This is a genomic window from Gracilimonas sp. (assembly GCF_017641085.1).
Classification (GTDB): Bacteria; Bacteroidota; Rhodothermia; order Balneolales; family Balneolaceae; genus Gracilimonas.
Genome location: NZ_JAEPPI010000001.1, coordinates 1,432,816 through 1,452,440, shown reverse-complemented (window position 1 = coordinate 1,452,440; position 19,625 = coordinate 1,432,816). Strand labels below are relative to the sequence as shown.

The following is a 19,625-nucleotide window of genomic DNA, read 5'->3' as shown; positions in this document are numbered from 1 at the left end:
TATTCAAGCCCACCCGTACCGCTAACTATTTGATTTTCCTTTCTCAAAAGAAATCTGCACATTCCTGAGAAGATGTTATACGGCGACTTTATCCGTCTTTGGTGTCGGATAATATCCTGGAAACACCGAATGAGGATTTTGAAGGCGGATTTTTGGATTTTATCCACCGCGTTCTAACAAAACCCTTGTTTGGGTAATATTATGTTATTTTACCTAGACTTTACTAGATTATATAAGTAGATCAACAAACATATTTGTTATGAAACTAATATCGCCTTTAAGCCACCTCTTGATAGTTAGCACCTTATTTTTTGCAGGTTGCTCAAGCTCAACAAGTTTAAATATTGACGAACTTTTGGATGGAAAATTTACTGCAAAAGTTGAAGATGGAAGTAGTTTTGATGGGAATGCTTTTTTTGAAATTGAAATTCCTACTGATGGATTTCAGAATGTTTTAGAAGATTCAGTTTTATTTTTAACTCTTAAGACAGGAGAAATTACTAATACAAGAGAGATTAATGGTGAAACAACTGAGTACACTATCAATATCGGCCTTACTCTAAATTCACTTTGGGAAACAGACGCAGATGAATTAGAACTAGGATCAACTTTCTTCCAAAATATATTTGTCCATCCAAACACACTTGATTCCCAGGGGATTAAATCTGGTACTATATATATTGATGAAAAAACAGACGATCTATTAGTAGGGAGTTTTAGGCTTGTCACAGTAATTAGTTCAGATACAGAGTCAAATATTACCGGGGAATTTCGAGCAACTAGGAAAGATTAATTAACCCACATAGCTAGTAAAATAACAAGCATTTCAAACGGACGCAGGTAGGGTTCCCTCGAAAGCTTGTGAGCAATAAAATTAATCCGTTACTTCTACGAAAAACAAGAACCTGCGCCGTTTAAACGCCGGGTCGTTAGCAACCTAATCCTCCATTTCCATTGGTTCTCAAAATTCATTCCAGTATATTATCAGTACTTTAAAAAACTTTTAATGCACTGATATGAATATTTCTATTACCAACGATATCGAACCCCTCTCTGAGTTTAGAAGGAAATCTGCTGATTTTGTGAAACGCTTAAAAAAGGAAAAGCAACCTATCGTGCTTACTCAACATGGGAAGAGTGCTGCGGTTTTAATGGATGTATCAGAATATGAACGGGTCACTAAAAGAATGGAAATGCTGGAAGATTTACTGGAAGCCAAGCAACAGGTGGAACAAGGCAAGACCTATTCTGTGGATGAAGCAAAAAATAGAATCGAAAGTCATCTTTCTAAATGGAAGTAATTTTAACCGATCGGTTTTTAACAAGGGTTGAAGAGTGTACAGATTATATTGCTTTAGATCATATCCCTACGGCTATCCAATGGGCTGAAGGTATTTTTGAGCATTGTGAGCAACTCAGGACACAGCCCGATAGTGGAAGAATGATTCCGGAGTTTAACCGGCCGGAGATAAAAGAACTTATCCATGGTAATTATCGCCTGGTGTACGAGTTAAAACCAAATCGGGTAGACATGCTTACCATTTGGCATACAAGTCAAGTATTACCTAAAAAACCATATTAACGGTTGGCTAACAAAGCGTTTTAAATCGAACGCGTCCAGGCTGCGATAGAACTTGTTTGCAAGGAATTAATTTCGCTACTTCTACCAACTCATAATCTCGGATTCATAACCACCAGCCCGCCATAACCCACTTCCATGAAAGCCATATTATTAAAGGAATACGGATTGCCGCATAAGCTGGAGGTTGGGGAAGTTTCCAAGCCGGTTCCGAAGGATGACGAAGTGTTGGTTTACATTCATTCGGCATCTATCAACGACTGGGATTGGGGACTGGTCAGAGGAAATCCGTTTATAATTCGCATGCTATACGGATTGCGAACCCCAAAAATCCGGATCCCCGGGGTAGATATTTCCGGAACCATCGAAGCGGTAGGGGAAAAAGTAAGTTCCTTCAGCATCGGCGATGAGATATACTGCGACCTTTCAGAATGCGGCTTTGGCGGATTTGCCGAATACGTGTGTGTACCGGAGAAAATGGTATCAAAAAAGCCCGGGAACCTGAGTCATAATGAAGCCGCGGCCCTTCCGCACGCCGGACTTCTGGCTCTACAGGGACTTATCCATAAAAGGGAATTGAAATCCGGTGAAAGGATACTGATAAACGGGGCCGGAGGTGGAGTTGGTACCCTGGCCATCCAAATGCTGAAGCCATTACAGGCAGAAGTAACCGGGGTGGATAGCGGAGAAAAGCTTGAAATGATGAAGTCGCTGGGATATGATCATGTGATCGATTACAAGACAACGGACTTTACAGAAACCGGAGACCGGTATGACCTTATCCTCGATGCAAAAACAAACCGGTCGGTGTTTACCTATGCCCGATGTCTCAAAAAGAAGGGGAGGTATGTCACCGTTGGAGGTTCGATGCCCCGGTTATTTGGAATAGTATTGTCAGGGTGGATTCTGTCACTCTTTACCGGTAAAAAACTTAGTGTTCTTGCCCTGAAACCGAATAAGGGTTTGGATCAGCTGACAAGACTTGCGGAAAAAGGGATACTTAAACCCGTTATCGACGGACCGTACCCCTTTGATCAAATCCCGGAATTGATTCAGTATTTCGGAGAGGGAAAGCATAAAGGAAAGATTGTGGTTGAGTTCTAAAGATGGCGGCCGAACCATATAAACTGTTATCCGGCAGCCAGCCTCAAGAATATCCTTCTTGCCAGGCTCTCAATATTTTGTTAGATAACTGCGTTGCCTGTTTAGAGCACCGAAGTCATCATTCCTGCAATTGCGCCCAATTGTTATGAGTTATTTAAAGCAGCTTTATCAACCTATAAAAGTCCCTTCAACGGGGTTATTCTCGGTGGAGAATAAAAAGTATTTTATGGGCTTTTGTGCGTTTTGGCTGTTCATTGCTTTTCTGGAATTCGGTCAGGATTACATCAGTTCGGTGCTTCAGAATAGTGCCTTCAGGGCGGGAGAGTCATTAGCTTACAAACTCTTTTGGCCACTATTTATCCCGTTTTTTATAGCACTGGATTTTGGCATAGCCAAAGCAGGAGAACGAACATCCGGGTTTCTATATATCGCCGTGTTGGGTGTTCAAATCATAATGGTAACATTTGTTCATCTGCTGGTTTTTTCTGTGATACTGTTCGGGGTTTCCATTCTCATCCACGACAACCCCATGACCCTGCTCTATATCCTCTTTGAAAAACTTTCCACCCGATTGTATATAGCACTGTCGGTTTATACGGCTCTTTCAGGATTGACGGTTTATATGAAACGCAGAAGAACCGGGGAAAAACAGGCATCTGCGGATCAGCCCCAAACCCTAACCATCAAGAATGGACGAAGTAACCTGGTGGTGGATGTTAACGACATCAAGTGGATTAGTTCGGATGGTGCTTACCTCGATATTTTCACCGACAAACAAAAGCACGTGCGACTCGACAGCCTGAAGAATATAATCGAAGACTTGCCCAATCACTTCAAGCGAATTCATAAATCCACCATCGTGAACACTCACCGAATTGAGGAATTACAGTCGCGCGGAAACGGGGATTATGATGTGATATTGGATGACGGAAATCAGGTTCGGCTCAGTCGTAATTATGCAGATGCGCTCAGGGGAAATTTGCTGTAGCGGTTCTACTCATCTTGTTCGGTAAATCACTCATGTCATGCTAATGCAGGTCGTAATGCCCTTCTGAATAACTACATTAGCGGGTGAAGTGTAACGTTTTCTTATAAACACTAATCCCGAACTAATGAATATGATCAAAATACTACTCTCGCTTTTGTTACTGATGATGGGGTCCGGCTGCGGTTTTGCGCAGGAGTCGGCCTTTAAGAATGCACGGCTGGTTGGAGGTCCGTGTCAGGGTTGTGAAGCCGTGCTGGATTTTGGTGACCGCCAGCTTTCCCCAACCGACACCTTACCTGAATTCGGTGACAATGAACCCAAAATCAAAATTACCGGTACTATTTATGAAAGCGACGGTAAGACTCCGGCAGAGGGGGTGATTCTCTTCGTTCATCAAACCAACGCGGATGGAGTATATCCGAAACGGGGCGGCGAAACCGGTTGGGAACGCAGCTACGGTTACATTCATGGATGGGTTAAAACCGGTGTTGATGGCAGATATACCTTCTACACCTTCCGGCCCGGTAAATACGCAACACAACCGGCACACATTCATCCCATTGTTCTGGAACCGAATGGAAAATACTACTGGTTGGGATCCTACTTTTTTGAAGATGATCCACGGTTAGATGATGACCAGCAAAATCCGGATGCACCCAGAGGAGGAAGTTCAGGCGTTTTATCCCTGAAAAAAGAAAACGGCATCCTGGTTGGAGAAAGAGATTTCATTCTGGGTAAAAATGTGAGGGGCTATGAATAAGGCAATCTTCCATACCACCTTTTTTATTCTGATTGCCGGTGCTTCATGTGTATTCGCAGCGGTTCAAAGTAACGAAGAGCAAAGAACAGACTCAACCGAAAGCATAAACCTGATTGTGGATACCGAGCAATCGGTAGTAAAATGGAGAGGAACCGAAATGCGAGGTTCCGACAGCCACGAAGGAATACTGAAGTTGCGTGAAGGCCACCTGGAATTAGATGGTGGCCAGCTGACCAGCGGTTATTTCATAGCCGATATGCACTCCATAACGGTAACCGACATTCCCAAAAGTGATCCGGTTCCGCGGCGATATTTAACCGAGCATCTGGAAAGTGAAGACTTCTTTTATGTGGAGAAATATCCAACAGCGGTATTTGAAATCACCCAAACCAGGAAGCTGGAAGGTGAACGGGTGAGGATAACAGGCAACTTGTCGGTCAGAGATGTAACCCGGGAAGTAGAATTCAACGCCGCGAAAACATCGGATAAGTCAGGCATTCGTTACAATGCTTCATTTACCATCGACCGGTTTGAGTATAATATCTCTTATCAGGGAAGTTATTGGAAACGGCTCACCAGTCTTATCGATAATAATTTTGTTGATCCAGATATCTCCATTTCCGTTGAGCTGGTTGCACTCACCATGAATAATTGAGGGAGCTTAGTTCCGGATTCGGTTAGTTAAAACCCTGCAATTCCGTATTTTTGAGGCATGCAGAAAGAACTACAGATCCGAGTGCTGCCCGAAGTGGCAGGAGAGTCTCATTTACTTGAAGAATACCTAATTGATAAAGAGGGGTTAGCCCCGGAAGATCTGCGTCATGTGCAGGTATTACGTCGTTCCATCGATGCCCGATCCAGACAGGCTTACTACAACCTCAAAGTACGGATGTATATCAATGAGGAGTTTGAACCGGATGAAATCTCCCTTCCCGATTATCCCAATGTGAGTAATGCCGAAGAGGTGATAATAATTGGAGCCGGTCCTGCAGGCTTGTTTGCTGCACTTGAGCTGCTGGAAAATGGGCTGAAGCCGGTCATCATTGAGCGTGGAAAAAATGCAAAAGACCGGATTCAGGACCTCAAGGGAATTAACGTCAGGCATGAGGTGAATGAGGATTCGAACTACTGCTTTGGGGAAGGCGGTGCCGGAACCTATTCGGATGGTAAGCTATACACGCGCTCCAAAAAGCGGGGGGATGTTCGGAAAGTGCTGGATCTGCTGGTTGGTTTCGGAGCGGTAAAGAATATCCTGGTGGAAGCACACCCTCACATTGGAACCAATAAACTGCCGGATATTATAGCCAACATGCGGGAGTGTATTTTACAGCACGGCGGAGACATTCATTTCAATACCCGTGTTACCGATCTCATTGCTGATTCTTCGTCCATAAAAGGAGTGATTGCCCAAGACGGAACCAGGTTTACCGCTAAAAGTGTAATCCTGGCGACCGGACATTCGGCTCGAGATATTTTTGAGCTGTTATACCGAAAAGGAATTGAAATTGAACTCAAACCACTGGCCATCGGTGTACGGGTTGAGCATCCGCAATCACTGATAGACACCATTCAGTATAATTGTGAAACCCGGGGAGACTATCTTCCGCCTGCTGCCTACAGTATTGTTAAACAGGTGGATGATCGCGGGGTGTATTCGTTTTGTATGTGTCCGGGTGGCGTTATAGCTCCCTGTGCAACCTCGCCGGGGGAAGTTGTGACCAACGGGTGGTCTTCTTCACGCCGGGCCCGATCTACGGCCAATTCAGGCATTGTGGTAGAATTGAAGCCTGAAGACTTTAAGCCTTTTGAAGAATTCGGACCACTTGCGGCCATGGAATTTCAGCGCTCCATAGAACAGAAAGCCTGGGCAGAAGGAGGGAAAACCCAAACGGCACCGGCTCAGCGCCTGCGGGACTTTATCAAAGGGGATGTTTCTGAGGACTTGCCCAACACCTCTTATGCACCGGGCATTACCTCGGTTGAACTGGGTTCGGTTTTGCCAGACTTCATCCATAAAAACCTGAAAGAAGGGTTTCTTCAATTCGATCGCAGTATGCGAGGTTACCTGACTAATGACGCCGTGGTTCATGCTCCTGAATCCCGTACTTCAAGTCCTGTTAAAATCCCAAGAAACAGAGAAACCCTGGAGCATGTACAAATTGCCGGATTATATCCCTGTGGTGAAGGAGCCGGCTATGCAGGGGGAATTGTTTCTGCAGCCATGGATGGAATGAGGTGTGCCAAGCAGGTTAAGATGAGACGGGGAAACGAAGCATAACTAAGAGAACCAAGTCTGATTCTGTTTTGGAAATCAGGTGAATCGTATTACTATGGAGCTTTGTCGCATGCTTGCTTAAACGTGCAAGGGCTTCAATTATAATTCCAAAAGAATCTACTGAAGTGGGAAAAGATATTTTCAAGAGTCAGGAAGCGCGAAACAGGCAGGAAGAATGGTTTCAACTTTTTTTATCTAAGGTTGATCTGAATGTGGAGTTTAAGATGGTTGCTACCTCATTCGGGGAAAGCCATGTTTTAGTGGCCGGTAATCCTGATAAGCCACCGTTGGTTTGCCTGCACGCTATGCTTAACAGTTCGGCTCACTTGCTTTCTGAAATCAGGCACCTGGCCGAGCATTACCAACTCATCCTTCCGGATATCCCCGGTTTTTCCGTGAAAGGCATCCCTGAACGGCTTTCATTTAAAGACAATAGTCATTCTCAATGGCTTGCCGGGGTTATAGACTCTTGTGGACTTGAAACGGTTCACTTATTCGGGGTAAGCATAGGCGGATATATTGTCCGTGAATTTTCAACGGCATTTCCCGAACGAGTAGGTAAGTTGATCCTGTTAGTTCCGGCGGGCATTTTTCAAGCTCCGGTGATGAAAGGCTTAATGACCCTGACGATTCCGATGATTAAATATAAATTCAACCCGTCCGAAGAGAACCTGAAAAAACTGGTAGATTATTTCTTAACAACCTGGGATGATGATTGGGCTCATTTTCTTGGTGATTCCATAAATGACTTCATCACTCCAAAGAGAATTCCGTCGGTCGCCTCTGATGAAGAACTGCAAAACTTGAATATGCCGGTTCTCACTATTGCTGCAGACAATGATTTGTCTTTTCCCGGAGAACCATTGATTGAAAGGGCAAAAGCACACATCCCGAATGTTGAAACGGAGCTGCTGCCGGATACCCGACACAGTCCACCAACTACGGAAGAATTCAGGAGATGGCTCTCTCAACGGGTAGATACATTTTTAAAGGGATGAGATGTAACCTGAAATCACTGTTTCCAGAAAGCAGGAGAGAAGATGATCAGTACGGTGAAAATTTCGAGCCGCCCCACCATCATCAGCATAATCAAAATCCATTTCCCGAGGTAAGGAAGTCCGGCAAAGTTATCTGTAGGACCAAAATCACCCCAACCCGGTCCGATATTACCAATAGCAGCTATACTTGCCCCAATGGATGACATGATATCGTAGCCAAACAGACTGATAGCAAAAGCCCCTGCTGCAAAAATGAACACATAGAGAATGAAAAAGCTCAGCACCGTCTGCTGGATATTTCGGTTAATGGCCTGATCGCCTATTCTTACAGGAAGGATCGCTTTGGGGTGAATGATTTGCTTGATCTCTCGTCCGGTGTTACGAATCAGAATCATCCAGCGGATCATTTTAATACCGCCGCCGGTTGAGCCGGCACATCCACCGGTGAAAAAGAGCAGGAACAGGAAAAAGGCCCCAATAGAATTCCAGACTTCATAATTGTCGGTTCCAAAGCCGGTGGTTGTTACAATGGCCAGTACCTGAAAGGCGCCGTATCGAAGAGCGTCAAGAATGTTATAGTTATCAATTACCCACAGCGAACCGGAGATGATTACGATGCCGATGAAAATAACGAGCGTGTAAAATCGAATCTCCCGGTTGCCCAAAAAGGCCCCTTTGTCGCCCTGAATAAGCCGGAAGTGCATGGCAAAGTTAATGCCTGCCAGGTACATAAAAATGATAATGACCCAATCCACATAGGCAGAGTTGAAGGCCTCGATACTGGCATTTTTGGTTGAAAATCCACCCGTTGCCATAGTCGCAAAAGCATGGTTAATGGCTTCGAACCAGTCCATGGAAGGATGAAGCCACAGCAAAATGAATTCGGCTGCTGTAAAGGCAACGTAAATGCCCCATAAAAGCTTAGCTGTCTCTTGCACACGCGGGGTGAGCTTATCGGCAGTGGGGCCGGGTGATTCTGCCTGAAACAGCTGCATGCCTCCAATTCCCAATAAGGGAAGGATCGCCAATGATAAAACGATAATACCCATTCCCCCCAGCCAGTGAGCGAGCGAGCGCCAGAATAAAAAGCTTTTGGGGATATCTTCAATCTGTGGATTCCGGAAACCGTCGCTGGTGGTTCCGCCCAGTATGGTTGAGCCGGTGGTTGACAAACCGCTCATGGTTTCGAAAACGGCATCGGTAAAAGAAGGGAGAACTCCTGAGATCACAAAAGGAAGGGCTCCGACCAGTGAGAGTGAAAGCCAGGTAAGGCTTACAATCAGGAATCCTTCGCGGACTCTGAGCTCTTCCTGAGGGCGAAAGGAATACCAAAGAGCACCACCCACCACAAAAGCGATGGCTGCTGAAAATAGGAAGGAGTGCCAGGTATCTTCTCCATAGTAAAAATCAACGAATGCAGGAAGCATCAGGGCGAAACCCATAAAAAAGATGAATGCACCCAAAACTCCCAAAACGACAAGGAAGTCAATATTTGCCCGGTTCAGGTTTGAAGTCGGTGAAAGAGCCATTATTGAAAAAGCTTGGTTACTTTATCGATGGCAGAAGGCACGCAGAATATCATAACCCGATCGTTTGCCTTTACTTCCGTTGCACCGGTGGCAATTTCAACCGAACCATCGCAAAGAACACCACCGATCACGCATCCATCCGGAAGACGCAATTTTTTGATGGGTTTTTGGGTGATTTTAGAGCCTTCGTTAGCTTGCAGTTCAATAACCTCTGCTTTAATACCTCTCAGTTCGGTAACTGAAATTACGCGTCCCCGGCGCACATAACGGTGTATTTCGTTGGAAGCAGCTACTTTCTTGTTTATAACGGCATCCAGTCCAATAGTTTGAGCCAATGGGATGAAATCGGGTTTGGATACAAGGGCTACCGTCTTTTTGACCTCAAGGTGCTTGGCCATCAGGCAGGATATAATGTTGGATTCCTCGTCATCAGTCACCGCTATGAAAGCATCCATGTCGCTGATACCCTCGGTGGCCAGTAAATCCGGGTCGGTAGGATTCCCGTTTAATACCATCACTTCCTTAAGCTCGATAGCGAGTTCCTCAGCGGTATCATAGTCCGGTTCAATCAGTTTAATGGACCATTTTTTGGAAGGATCGGCGCAGAGAATCCGCGCTATCATGGCTCCCATAGCGGAACCACCGGCAATCATCACCGAATTCAATTCCATCTCTTTTTTACCAGTCGTTTCAATGATGAAGGGAATGTTTTCGGTTTTAGCCAGAACAAACATCTGGTCATATTTCTGAAGTTTTACTGAACCATTGGGAATAATAGTGCGGCCACGTCGACCAATAGCTACCACGCGAAAAGTGACATCAGAGTGAAGGGCTGAATATTCATTTAAGGATTTGCCAATTAAAGGTGAATCAGGCTCCAGGCGTATCCCAATTAGCTGCATGCGGTCTTCCGCAAGGTTAATTACATCACTGGCTGATGACCTCTTCAACAACTGGGCGATTTCCTGGGCGGCACTCAGCTCGGGATGGATCATTACGTCGATACCAAGATCGGAAGGGGTAAGGGGAGCATTATCCTGAGAGAACTCGTCGCTGCGAATCCGGGCAATAACCATTTTTGCCCCCAGTCGTTTCCCGATCATACCGGAAATCATATTCACCTCATCGATGCTGGTAACCGATATCAGTATATCAGCGTTAGCTACATCCGTTTTTACGAGATCTTTAACGGAGGTGGCATTTCCTTCTATGGTGAGCACATCGAGAGAATCTGATACCTTGTTGAGGCACTCTTTCTCACGGTCAAGCACGGTAACGTCGTGTTTTTCTGATGAAAGTACGCTGGCGAGGTCGTATCCAATCTCTCCGGCACCAATAATAACAATCTTCAAATGAAGCCTGATGATTAATTATAAAACGTTCAATGTTACCATCTTTTTTACTGAAAATAAAACCATATAGAATATTTTAAATCCAATATTATCTTGCAGATACTGATCTATTCAGTGATAATAACCATTTCGGTTTCAACGGGTGATGATTGTTTCACCTGCAAGTCTCGAACTATGACCCTGAAGCGATTCTCTCCCTTTTGAACCGGCAGACTGATGCGGTATCCAACTCCAATTTCTTCCCCGTCCTGCAGCCAGGTAAACTTAACCTGTGAAACCTCACGGTTTACTTCCGGCGCTCTGATTACGGTAAAAGGATTAGCCGGATTCCATTCCGCATTCCGGACGGTATCGGCTTCATTTGTAAACCGTAGCGGCTCGGATACCACGATAGGGTATTTCACAGACGATGTGGGCCGCTGCTCATAAAACCACATCAGGTGCAGGCTGTCCGGACCCGGGGTATCGGCCGACCAGCTGTTTTGATAGGATCCGTCCACTACAAACTTCCAGTCGTTCTGCCGGGGTATTTTCAGGTCGCTGATGGAAAGGCTGCCCCCAAAACTGATTTGCTCTGGATACTCGGGATCGATATTCGGATGGCCGATTGGAATAATATGAACCACAGCCGAATCTACCGAGTTAGATATCCCACGTCCGTCATCCTGAATCAGGGTTATGCGATATTCCCGAAGTTGGGTGGGGGTGAAGGTGGAATCATCGATGAGGCGATTATTCACCTTCCACTGCTGAATAAGTTGATCTCCGTCACGGTCTGTTTCTGGTCCTCCCGAAAGGCGGACTTGTCGATTCAGATATACTTTTCCGGGAGCGGTTATCTCAGGCAGGGGTGAACTGTTGGCAAAAAAGCGTTTCTCCATACGAACCCGGTTATTATTGGAAGGGGAGTTATCCTTCACCTCCAGGGCAATGGTATGAAATCCGGGCTCAACGGTTTTAATGATCTCCGAGGCATTTTTGCTGATTAATTCCCCATCGAGGAACCAACTATACTCTTTGATAAAACCGTCCGGATCATTTGATTGCAGGGCATTCAGATTTAAATCAGAACCGGCAGGAACCGTTTCCGGCATATCCCAGACGATATTAGGAGCTGCATTTACTTTTATGGATTTCGTAAGGGTCACGGTATTACAGCCGCTGGATGAATCAGTTTGCAGAAATAAAGTCACCAGGTATTCACCGGGTTCAGTAAAAGGGTGGTCGGCAACCAGGCCCTGAACGGTTTCTACTGACCCATCCGGTACATACTCAATTCTCCATTCGGCATTGATTATTTCATCTTCTGCCGAAGAAGCACTCCCATCCAGGGTAATCACATCACCGGGACTGGCCCACTCTTGTAAATTAAAAACGGCATTCGGGCCTTGAATTACCCTTACGGTTGCTCGTACCTGATTTGTATTTCCACACTGTGCTGAACCGGATCCCTGAACCGTCAGGGTAAGTGGATAAATACCGGGTTCGGTGTACACATGCTGTACTTTTGGGCCGCTTTCAGTAGTGCCGTCTCCAAGGCTCCAAACCAGGGAGGGAAGAGCTCCTGAGGGGTCCACACTGTTTGAACCATCGAGGTTAAGCGCGGTATTCACACAAATGGTGGTGTCGCTAACATTCATCTTGGCTACCGGAGAACCCTCAACAATCACCGGTATCTTGGCAACGGTCTTTTCCTCGGTGATGCCATCTGTAAGTTCCAGGCGGGCCTCATAAACACCGGGGGCATCATAAACATAAGAAGGGTTCGCTTCCTTAGAGGTTTCTCCATTTCCGAAATACCAGGTTACATCAAAGTCGTTTCCATCGGGATCGATACTGCTTGAACTGTTGAACAAAACTGTTTTACCGCTACAGGTGGCAATCAGGGAATCAACGATTGCTTCAACGGGGCGATTAATAAGTATGCGGATGGTTTCCTGGTTACGGCTGTTGGATAATTCAAGTCCGTCATGAACGGATAGGCCCACGATGTGTACCCCAAATTCCGGAGCTCTCCAGCTGAAACTGGCTTCATTTCGCTTGGAACCATCCGGGAGTGTCCATTCAAAAAACACCTGGTCGTTATCTACATCATACGTTTCGGAAGCATCCAGTTTAATGTCCAGGGAGTTGGACCGGACTACTCGTTCTGTAATGATATAAGGCTCATGGTTTATGTTGACCGTACCTTCTTTGGAGATGGTGGAATTCGCAAGCCCCTGATTGTCGGTAGCAGTGAGAGTAAAGTAGTGCGGTCCGCTTTCTCCAAAACTTTTGGTTACAACGGGGCCGTTCATTTCAGTTCCATCAGGGAAAGACCATTTCAGCTCCCGAATCTGACCATCCGGATCGTAGGATTCGGTGGCATCGAATGTTACTTCGTCGCCCGGTGCAATTTTATCCGGGTTGATATTCCATTTTAGTACCGGAGCGTGATTCACCCATATATCTTTACTGGAAAGGTCCTGGGCATTTTCGTGACCGGAATTATCCTGAACTCTAAGGGAAATGGTGTGTTCGCCGGGGTCGTTGATGGTCAGCGTTGGGCTTGGGCCCGTGGCAGCAGGCACACCATCAATATACCACTGGTAGCCGGTAATAAAACCATCCTTGTCGGTGCTTTGGGTGCCGTCAACCCGGAAAGCATGTCCGCCGGCCAGCGTATCAGGTACGGTAAAATCAGCAACCGGATATTCGTTTATCACAATTACATGGCGCTTTTTCTCTACCTCATCTCCTTTCCTGATGGTCACATTCACTGCATAGGTGCCGGGTTTCTCATACAAATGAGAAGGCTGAACACCCGAGGCTACCGTTCCATCTCCAAAATCCCACTCAATAAGAACGGAATCGGAAGCGGTGTTGGTAGAAGTTGTGAGAGAATCATTCAGCGTAAATCCAACTTTTGAAACTGATGAAACTCTCGGAGCTTCGATGGCTGCATTGGGATTGGGAACCGGTGGTTCAAATTGAATCTCATCTGTCAAAAGGCTATCAGTTGCAGGACCGGATTGGGTTGAGTCAGTTAAAGTAGAATCCGAAGATTCCTGAACGTTTACGGCGCGGGGAGGAGTAACCGTGTACGAACGGGTGATAGTGAACCCGGAATTATCGGTATTTGTATTGTCATCAAGCGTTAAGGTAACATCAAAGGTGCCGGTTGCTAAATGGCTTATAGCCACCTCGCGTTTTGTGTTCTCGTTGCCGGTAACCCCCAATCCTTCCCATTCATAGCTGAGGGAGTCGCCGTCACTGTCGTTTATGTTTATGGCAGAAAAGGTAAGTGACTGGCCGGTCTGGAAGGTAGAGTCATAACGGATTTCAGCATAAGGCTGACTATTTACACGAATACGCAGCTGGCGCTGGCTGTTGTTACACCTCGCTACAGTTCCACTGTTACTCACCCGAACCGAAATGATATGGGTGCCTGTATCCTCAGAAGAAAAATCAAAGGTTGGACCATTACCAGCCGGACGTCCGTTTACAAACCAGGTATAGCTCAATTCCTGCCTGCCAAGATCGTAAGAGTTTTCCGCCGAAAGGGTGATAACCTCTCCGGGTGCTACAATTTCCTTTGGACTTTGCAAGCGGGCAATGGGCGGACTGGTAATATCAATGTCTGTTGAAGTGACCCAGAATTTTGGCAGCACATTCGGTGCCGGGTTGGGTACTTTCACATTTATGGTTTGTTTACCCCGAACGGTAAACGGTATGTTTGGAGAAAAACCGGTAGCCAGTGTTCTTTCGTTAAGAGTCCACTCCGCATTCTGCATCTCTCTTTGAGAAAGGGTGGTGCTGCTGAGCCTGAAAGTTTTATCCGTACAGTTATTGGCGGTGGTGGTTTGAATATTGAAATCGGGTTTTGCAGTCGGATGGAAGTGACCTTCATACAACCATAAAATCGGTCGTTCCTTACCGTAAATAGCGATGTTGTTCAGTATCTGCCTGGAGCCGCTGATGCTTACGGCCCATTCGCTTTCAATACCAAAGCTGTTTTCAGGAAGGCGAGTGTTTTCCTGACTAAGTGGGTAGTACGTACCGGTTGCATCGGTGATTTCAATCTTGCTGTCTTCTTCACCGTCGGCCTCCAAAGCTGGGAGCACAACGCCCGGATTGTACGGCTTCACCTGCACGCTCTGTTCCGGTGACATATCAAAAATGCCAATCCCCAGGTCTATGGTGATAATCTTCCAGGGTTGACCTTCAAGCGGATCACCAACCGTATTTCTGACTCTCAGATCAAAATTATTTACATCATTCCCGCCATCGGCTGTAACCCGAACGATGAATCCATTTTCAACTTCTTCGTTGAGCACAAATAAGTTAATCCAGCGGCCTTTGAACCGTTCTTCGTTCATCACCGACAAAGTTTCCAGATCCGAACTACTACCGGATTTCTCAGTAATTTGGTTATCACTGAAGGAATAGAGCTCCTCAAAAGGATAGATGCGATAGGTGGTTGTGGTGTTGGCGTTTGTGGTGGTAATCTGATCGATGGTACCGCCAATACCGGCATCAAAAAGTTGAAGCATAGCTTTGGGGGCATCGGCATCCGGCTTTATCCAGATGTCATACTGATGTCGGTTGTCCCCGCTTTTGAACTCGGTATTCTGTCCCGATATAGAGAGAAACATATCCTGCGCCTGCAGCAAAGCCAGCGGAGATAGTAAGAACATCAGAAGAAGATATGTACCAAAGGCTATTTTCTTCATTGGTCTGCCTCAACAATAAATGTCTTCGTTAAATAGGTTTGATCTGTGCTCACGTCCTTAAAGGTGATGATGAGTTCGCCGGGAATAAACGTGATTTTAGTCCCCCAGCGGCCCTGACCGTCGGTTGCAATAGTTCGGGACTGCTGTTGGTTTGAAATTATCACCTTCAACCCGTTATAAGCTTTAGAGGAAATAATAGTACTGCCCGCTTTTACACGGTTAGATTGTAATGCAGAAGCTTTACCAATGTTGAAATCATAGAGCTGATCTTCGGTAAGCCGGGCTACAATTACATCCAGTTCGGATACATTACCGGTCGGGTCTTTGGATATGATTTTTACATCGGTTTCTCCCGATAAGTTCGATAGTGTATGTGAAAAGCGACCGGATGAAGCTACCGACACTCTCTTTCCATTCATGGTGAGAACGGCATCCGGTTCAGTAACGCCTTCAACAGTGTAAGTATCGCCCGAGGTTAACAAAATGTTGCCCCGAATGTTATCCAAAAATACCGGAGGAGGCTGATTATCTACATTACGAATAATTCTTGCTGTTTTGGAAAATGGCCCTCTAAGCCCAAGCTGATCTGTGGCCTGAACCCGAACGTAGGTCATACCCATAGGCAGGTTTTCAATATTGACCGCTGATTCGCTGGTGGTTACTTCTGTAAGTTGGCCGTCAAAGTTCGGAGAGTTACTATATTGGACCCGGTAATTTGCAGCGTCGTCTATTTCCCGGAATGCAAAAAGAAGTTCCTCTTCATTGATAAGGGTATCAGCTGATGACCAGTCCAGTTCCGGAGCAGGAAGAAGTTCTACCGGTTGCAACGGATCTTTTCCTTCCTCCACGATGGTACCCTGATTTTTTTGGATGGTGATTGTGACATCGTTCGAGTTTATGATGGCTTCTCCGTCGTAATTGGATAGCTTGGCCCGTTCAACACCTTCCGTTTCGGCATAGAAATTTTGAGTTTTCAGTTCGGTACGCGAGGGACCGGCATTCAATACATATGTACTTCGGTCTTTTCCGGCGGCAGAAAGTTTGGCTAACAAACCACCGTCTTCCAAGGTGATTTCCGTATCGCTCGCATTGTTGAGCTTATCAATTCGGGATTTACGGATTACGGCGATGGTATTGGGGTTAACCTGAATATCACTGCCGTCGGTAAAGGAGAGGGTGGCGTAGCTTTCAATCAGCGTTCTGATGCCGTCCGATTGCTTGAATAAATCTCCAATGAATGAGTCAGACCAGCTGCCCAGTAGCCCGACTCTCTTATTTACTTCCCCTTTCTTTCTGCTGAGCTGAGCCTGCACGTCCACAATCCGGTTATTCATCAGTGTGGTTTCCATTTCATCAACGGCTTGCTCCAGCTGCCCGGCATAGCCAATAGCCTGGTCCAGTTCACCCTCACTGATGGAGGTGGAATATTTGCTGATAATTTCCTTTACGGCTGCATATTCTTCAGCGGCAAATACAGTGGCCCCGGAATTAATGAGGTCACTGATCCGCTTTTGTTGTTCGTTCACCTTTGAAGAAAACTCAGCAAAATTCTGTAACTGAAGGATGGCCGACGGTTCCAGGGTAAAGGAGTTTTTATCAACATCGTGAGAGGCCATTTCGATAACAAGGGGCCAGTTGACCGTGCTTCCGGTGTAGCGCTGGGCAATCAGCTGTAAATCCTGAGATTGAAAGGTAAGCGGGTTTTGCCGGGCATAGATTTCTCCCGGTTCAACAGAAAACAAAATCAGCGATATGAGCAGATAGCGAAATTTCATTTCAGGTGAGGCTCTGTCCATTCGTTTTTGGGATTATCAGGGTAAAACGGCTACCAATGGCTTCATTCGATTCCAGCTCAATTTCCCCATCGTGCTGATGTATAATCTCGCGAACATAAGCCAGGCCCAGTCCCGTCCCTTTTTCCCTGGAGGTTGCTTTAGACCGGACACGATAAAACTTGTCGAAAATTTTCTTTTGATCTTCGGTACTAATCCCAAAACCATGATCGGTTACGCTAAAACGGATGTTCTCCGGCTTTTCAGTAAGCTGAATCTCAATGGTTCGGTTTTCATTCCCGTATTTGATGGCATTACTGATTAGATTTTGCACAGCATCAAACAATAAATCACTACTTCCCTTCACTTTAAAATCACGGCCGGTTTTCTTCGAATCTATTGTGAGATTTTTCTCACTGAGGAGGGGGCTGGTGATTTGCTGAACATGCTCAACCACTTTCTCCAGATCTACGTTTTCAAATTCAGCCGAGTTCTTGCCGGATTCCAGTCGTTGAATTTCAAGGAATCGGTTTACCAGCTTGTTCATCCGGTCGCCTGATAAATTAATCTGGTTTACCAAAACCTGCTGTTCTTCATCCTCAATATTCTCATTCTCCAGTAATATCTGCGAAAGCCCGATAACCCCGCTAATCGGGTTTTTAAGCTCATGCACAATGATGTTAATCATGTCGTTTCGCTTGATATCATTCAGGCGGTCTTCGGTCTTGTCGTGCAGAATAATCATTGCAGCTTGTTCATTATCCTCCTGATCAACGATGGTCACATACTGGAAATCATAGAAATACGATTTCCCTTCTTTTAAAGAGTGGGACAATTCCGCACGGTTAATCTTAATGGTATAAGGGTCCGGGTAATGAATATTCTGCTCAAGCTTGGTGGTTTGAATATCAGCGTGTTCCAAAATTTCATCCGGGGTAATAACCTTTGGATCCAGCTGAAGGCTGTTCAGGAAGTTTTGGAAATTGTTATTCAGGAAGCTGAAATGCTGGTTTTCATCCAAAATTCCAATCAGATCCTCAGAATAGGTCATCATATACTTGTTCTTGGATTCTTCCAGTATGATTCTTTCCACATTTATTTTCTGATAGCGCTGCAGGGTAAGCCTGATATTTTCCAGTGTTTCCTGCATGAGGTCAAATTCGGGTAGTGAAACAGGCTTAATCTGATGCTCAAAGTTCAGAGCACTCAGGTACTCCACGTCGGTTATAATCTGTTCAACCGGTTTGTTAACGTGAATGCTTACATACCAGCTAAAGCAAAAGAGGATGAAAAGAATAACTCCACCGGTTATCACCGAAAACCTGATTAAATCATGCACAGGCTGCAGGATAAAAGAGTCTTCCACCGCTATGACGTGCCAAAAAGGAGTGGTTTGAAACCTGGAAGTCATAACGAACCAATTACTCCCGTTCATTTCTATGGTAGATTGACTGGAGTAGCTGGCATCACCAACCAGGAAAGCTGGAAACTCAAAAGGCTGTTCGGGGACAATGTTATCACCGGTTCCACTAACGATGTTAGCCACATAATTCCCCCCCAGCGGGATGTTAATAAGCTCCCGGGTGATTTGCGATGCATCAAAAAACATATCCAGCTGAAAGATGTTTCCACCGATTTGGATTACCCGCTTGGCTATGAAGAAATGGGTGTTTTGTAGGGTATCGGGGCTCCAGCTAACGTTAATCATGGGATCCAGGCGAGAGGGATACCATTTGTATTTGATACCACTGAAATCTACTTCATCATAAAAAGAACGCCTCATGTCAACTGACTCAGCCGATGATTGCTCCGAAATGGTAATTCTCATCAAGCCGGGCGTCAGGTTGATGGTTTTGGTAACGATATTCTGGGTTTGCTCCGGGGCTTTGGCTATTTCTTCGGCGGTGTAGTTGGTGGAATTCAGCCAGTTTCGGATAATCTGATCAGAGCGCTTTAAGGAGTATTCTTGAAGCTGGGATACAATGGTGGTACGCTCATTAATGATAGCTTCCCTGTACTGCGGACGTACGAATATCCACATCAGCAAGAATGCCATCAGCAGCAAAAGAGAAGAGAATAGGAATATTCGATTCCTCAGCGTCAACCCATCTAACATAAAACACCTATTTTTATTAAGGCTTAAGTTCCGCCTAACTGAGCAAATAATCGATTAGAATAGTCTTATAATAAGCTCGCTATTCAGCCTTGTTAATGATAGCTTAACATTAACGTAACCTTCTCTTTAGCTGAATTGGGGATTCTTAGCCAACGATTGATTTAAGCATGTATATGTTAATTGGCGGAGATTTTAATAGCAGGGCTAAACAGCTACTCTTACAGCTTGGGGAGCTGTGTGAAAAAGATACCGATAAAAAAATACCGGTCGAAGAGCTTGCTGAAGAACTTGAGGTTGACAGAGCAGAACTTAAGAACCTGCTGGAATACCTGGAGAATAAAGAACTGATTAACATAGCGAGTATAGGCGGGCCGTTCCTGTACGGGCACGTAAAAATTACCGAAAAAGGTATTCTGAAAGCTCTGAAGCTTAAATAAAAA

At 45.5% G+C, this 19,625-nt stretch carries 15 protein-coding genes; 10 read left to right on the top strand and 5 right to left on the bottom strand.

What is annotated here, in order from left to right; translation table 11 throughout:
- Positions 1 to 259 precede the first annotated feature (259 nt).
- The 9 genes from JJ941_RS06260 (at position 260) to JJ941_RS06220 (ending at position 7,704) form a co-directional block, all read left to right on the top strand.
- Positions 260 to 793 carry a hypothetical protein gene (locus tag JJ941_RS06260; RefSeq protein WP_290962903.1) on the top strand — a complete coding sequence of 178 codons (534 nt, stop codon included), beginning with the start codon at positions 260 to 262 and terminating at the stop codon, positions 791 to 793.
- 223 nt (positions 794 to 1,016) lie between these two features.
- Positions 1,017 to 1,301: a type II toxin-antitoxin system Phd/YefM family antitoxin gene (locus JJ941_RS06255; RefSeq protein WP_290962902.1), complete on the top strand. Its 285-nt coding sequence runs from the start codon at positions 1,017 to 1,019 to the stop codon at positions 1,299 to 1,301.
- Positions 1,292 to 1,582, top strand: a complete 291-nt coding sequence (locus JJ941_RS06250; RefSeq protein ID WP_290962901.1) for a type II toxin-antitoxin system RelE/ParE family toxin — start codon at positions 1,292 to 1,294, stop codon at positions 1,580 to 1,582. Before JJ941_RS06255 ends, JJ941_RS06250 begins: the two co-directional genes overlap by 10 nt.
- A 135-nt stretch (positions 1,583 to 1,717) precedes the next feature.
- On the top strand, positions 1,718 to 2,683 hold the full coding sequence (locus tag JJ941_RS06245; protein ID WP_290962900.1) for an NAD(P)-dependent alcohol dehydrogenase: 966 nt from the start codon (positions 1,718 to 1,720) through the stop codon (positions 2,681 to 2,683).
- 145 nt (positions 2,684 to 2,828) lie between these two features.
- Entirely contained in the window at positions 2,829 to 3,671 is an 843-nt protein-coding gene (locus JJ941_RS06240) for a LytTR family DNA-binding domain-containing protein (RefSeq protein WP_290962899.1), read from the top strand.
- 130 nt (positions 3,672 to 3,801) lie between these two features.
- Positions 3,802 to 4,431 carry a hypothetical protein gene (locus JJ941_RS06235; protein WP_290962898.1) on the top strand — a complete coding sequence of 210 codons (630 nt, stop codon included), beginning with the start codon at positions 3,802 to 3,804 and terminating at the stop codon, positions 4,429 to 4,431.
- Positions 4,424 to 5,086 (top strand): YceI family protein, encoded by a 663-nt coding sequence (locus JJ941_RS06230; protein ID WP_290962897.1) that lies wholly within the window; start codon positions 4,424 to 4,426, stop codon positions 5,084 to 5,086. The genes JJ941_RS06235 and JJ941_RS06230 overlap by 8 nt, the downstream gene beginning before the upstream one ends.
- A 57-nt stretch (positions 5,087 to 5,143) precedes the next feature.
- Entirely contained in the window at positions 5,144 to 6,709 is a 1,566-nt protein-coding gene (locus tag JJ941_RS06225) for an FAD-dependent protein (RefSeq protein ID WP_290962896.1), read from the top strand.
- Positions 6,710 to 6,831: 122 nt separating this feature from the next.
- Positions 6,832 to 7,704 (top strand): alpha/beta hydrolase, encoded by an 873-nt coding sequence (locus tag JJ941_RS06220; protein ID WP_290962895.1) that lies wholly within the window; start codon positions 6,832 to 6,834, stop codon positions 7,702 to 7,704.
- 14 nt (positions 7,705 to 7,718) lie between these two features.
- On the opposite strand, the gene JJ941_RS06215 is transcribed toward JJ941_RS06220, so the two are convergent.
- The 5 genes from JJ941_RS06215 to JJ941_RS06195 all read right to left on the bottom strand — a co-directional run bounded on the left by JJ941_RS06215 (position 7,719) and on the right by JJ941_RS06195 (position 19,125).
- Positions 7,719 to 9,233 carry a TrkH family potassium uptake protein gene (locus JJ941_RS06215; RefSeq protein WP_290962894.1) on the bottom strand — a complete coding sequence of 505 codons (1,515 nt, stop codon included), beginning with the start codon at positions 9,231 to 9,233 and terminating at the stop codon, positions 7,719 to 7,721.
- Positions 9,233 to 10,585 (bottom strand): Trk system potassium transporter TrkA, encoded by a 1,353-nt coding sequence (trkA, locus tag JJ941_RS06210; RefSeq protein WP_290962892.1) that lies wholly within the window; start codon positions 10,583 to 10,585, stop codon positions 9,233 to 9,235. The genes JJ941_RS06215 and trkA overlap by 1 nt, the downstream gene beginning before the upstream one ends.
- A gap of 107 nt (positions 10,586 to 10,692) precedes the next feature.
- Positions 10,693 to 15,297 carry a PKD domain-containing protein gene (locus JJ941_RS06205; protein ID WP_290962891.1) on the bottom strand — a complete coding sequence of 1,535 codons (4,605 nt, stop codon included), beginning with the start codon at positions 15,295 to 15,297 and terminating at the stop codon, positions 10,693 to 10,695.
- Positions 15,294 to 17,072 (bottom strand): hypothetical protein, encoded by a 1,779-nt coding sequence (locus JJ941_RS06200; RefSeq protein ID WP_290962889.1) that lies wholly within the window; start codon positions 17,070 to 17,072, stop codon positions 15,294 to 15,296. Before JJ941_RS06200 ends, JJ941_RS06205 begins: the two co-directional genes overlap by 4 nt.
- Before the next feature lies 1 nt (position 17,073).
- The gene (locus JJ941_RS06195) at positions 17,074 to 19,125 is read right to left on the bottom strand and encodes a HAMP domain-containing sensor histidine kinase (RefSeq protein ID WP_290962887.1); all 2,052 of its coding nucleotides are present in this window, start codon (positions 19,123 to 19,125) and stop codon (positions 17,074 to 17,076) included.
- Between the two features lie 227 nt (positions 19,126 to 19,352).
- Between JJ941_RS06195 and JJ941_RS06190 the strand changes: the two genes are divergently transcribed.
- A complete protein-coding gene (locus JJ941_RS06190) occupies positions 19,353 to 19,622 on the top strand; it encodes a hypothetical protein (protein ID WP_290962886.1) in 270 nt (89 codons plus the stop codon).
- Positions 19,623 to 19,625 lie beyond the last annotated feature (3 nt).

Coding starts and splice junctions, on each gene's coding strand:
- JJ941_RS06260 (WP_290962903.1), top strand. CDS start 260: ATGAAACTAATATCGCCTTTAAGCCACCTCTTGATAGTTAGCACCTTA.
- JJ941_RS06255 (WP_290962902.1), top strand. CDS start 1,017: ATGAATATTTCTATTACCAACGATATCGAACCCCTCTCTGAGTTTAGA.
- JJ941_RS06250 (WP_290962901.1), top strand. CDS start 1,292: ATGGAAGTAATTTTAACCGATCGGTTTTTAACAAGGGTTGAAGAGTGT.
- JJ941_RS06245 (WP_290962900.1), top strand. CDS start 1,718: ATGAAAGCCATATTATTAAAGGAATACGGATTGCCGCATAAGCTGGAG.
- JJ941_RS06240 (WP_290962899.1), top strand. CDS start 2,829: ATGAGTTATTTAAAGCAGCTTTATCAACCTATAAAAGTCCCTTCAACG.
- JJ941_RS06235 (WP_290962898.1), top strand. CDS start 3,802: ATGATCAAAATACTACTCTCGCTTTTGTTACTGATGATGGGGTCCGGC.
- JJ941_RS06230 (WP_290962897.1), top strand. CDS start 4,424: ATGAATAAGGCAATCTTCCATACCACCTTTTTTATTCTGATTGCCGGT.
- JJ941_RS06225 (WP_290962896.1), top strand. CDS start 5,144: ATGCAGAAAGAACTACAGATCCGAGTGCTGCCCGAAGTGGCAGGAGAG.
- JJ941_RS06215 (WP_290962894.1), bottom strand. CDS start 9,233: ATGGCTCTTTCACCGACTTCAAACCTGAACCGGGCAAATATTGACTTC.
- JJ941_RS06205 (WP_290962891.1), bottom strand. CDS start 15,297: ATGAAGAAAATAGCCTTTGGTACATATCTTCTTCTGATGTTCTTACTA.
- JJ941_RS06200 (WP_290962889.1), bottom strand. CDS start 17,072: ATGAAATTTCGCTATCTGCTCATATCGCTGATTTTGTTTTCTGTTGAA.
- JJ941_RS06195 (WP_290962887.1), bottom strand. CDS start 19,125: ATGGCATTCTTGCTGATGTGGATATTCGTACGTCCGCAGTACAGGGAA.
- JJ941_RS06190 (WP_290962886.1), top strand. CDS start 19,353: ATGTATATGTTAATTGGCGGAGATTTTAATAGCAGGGCTAAACAGCTA.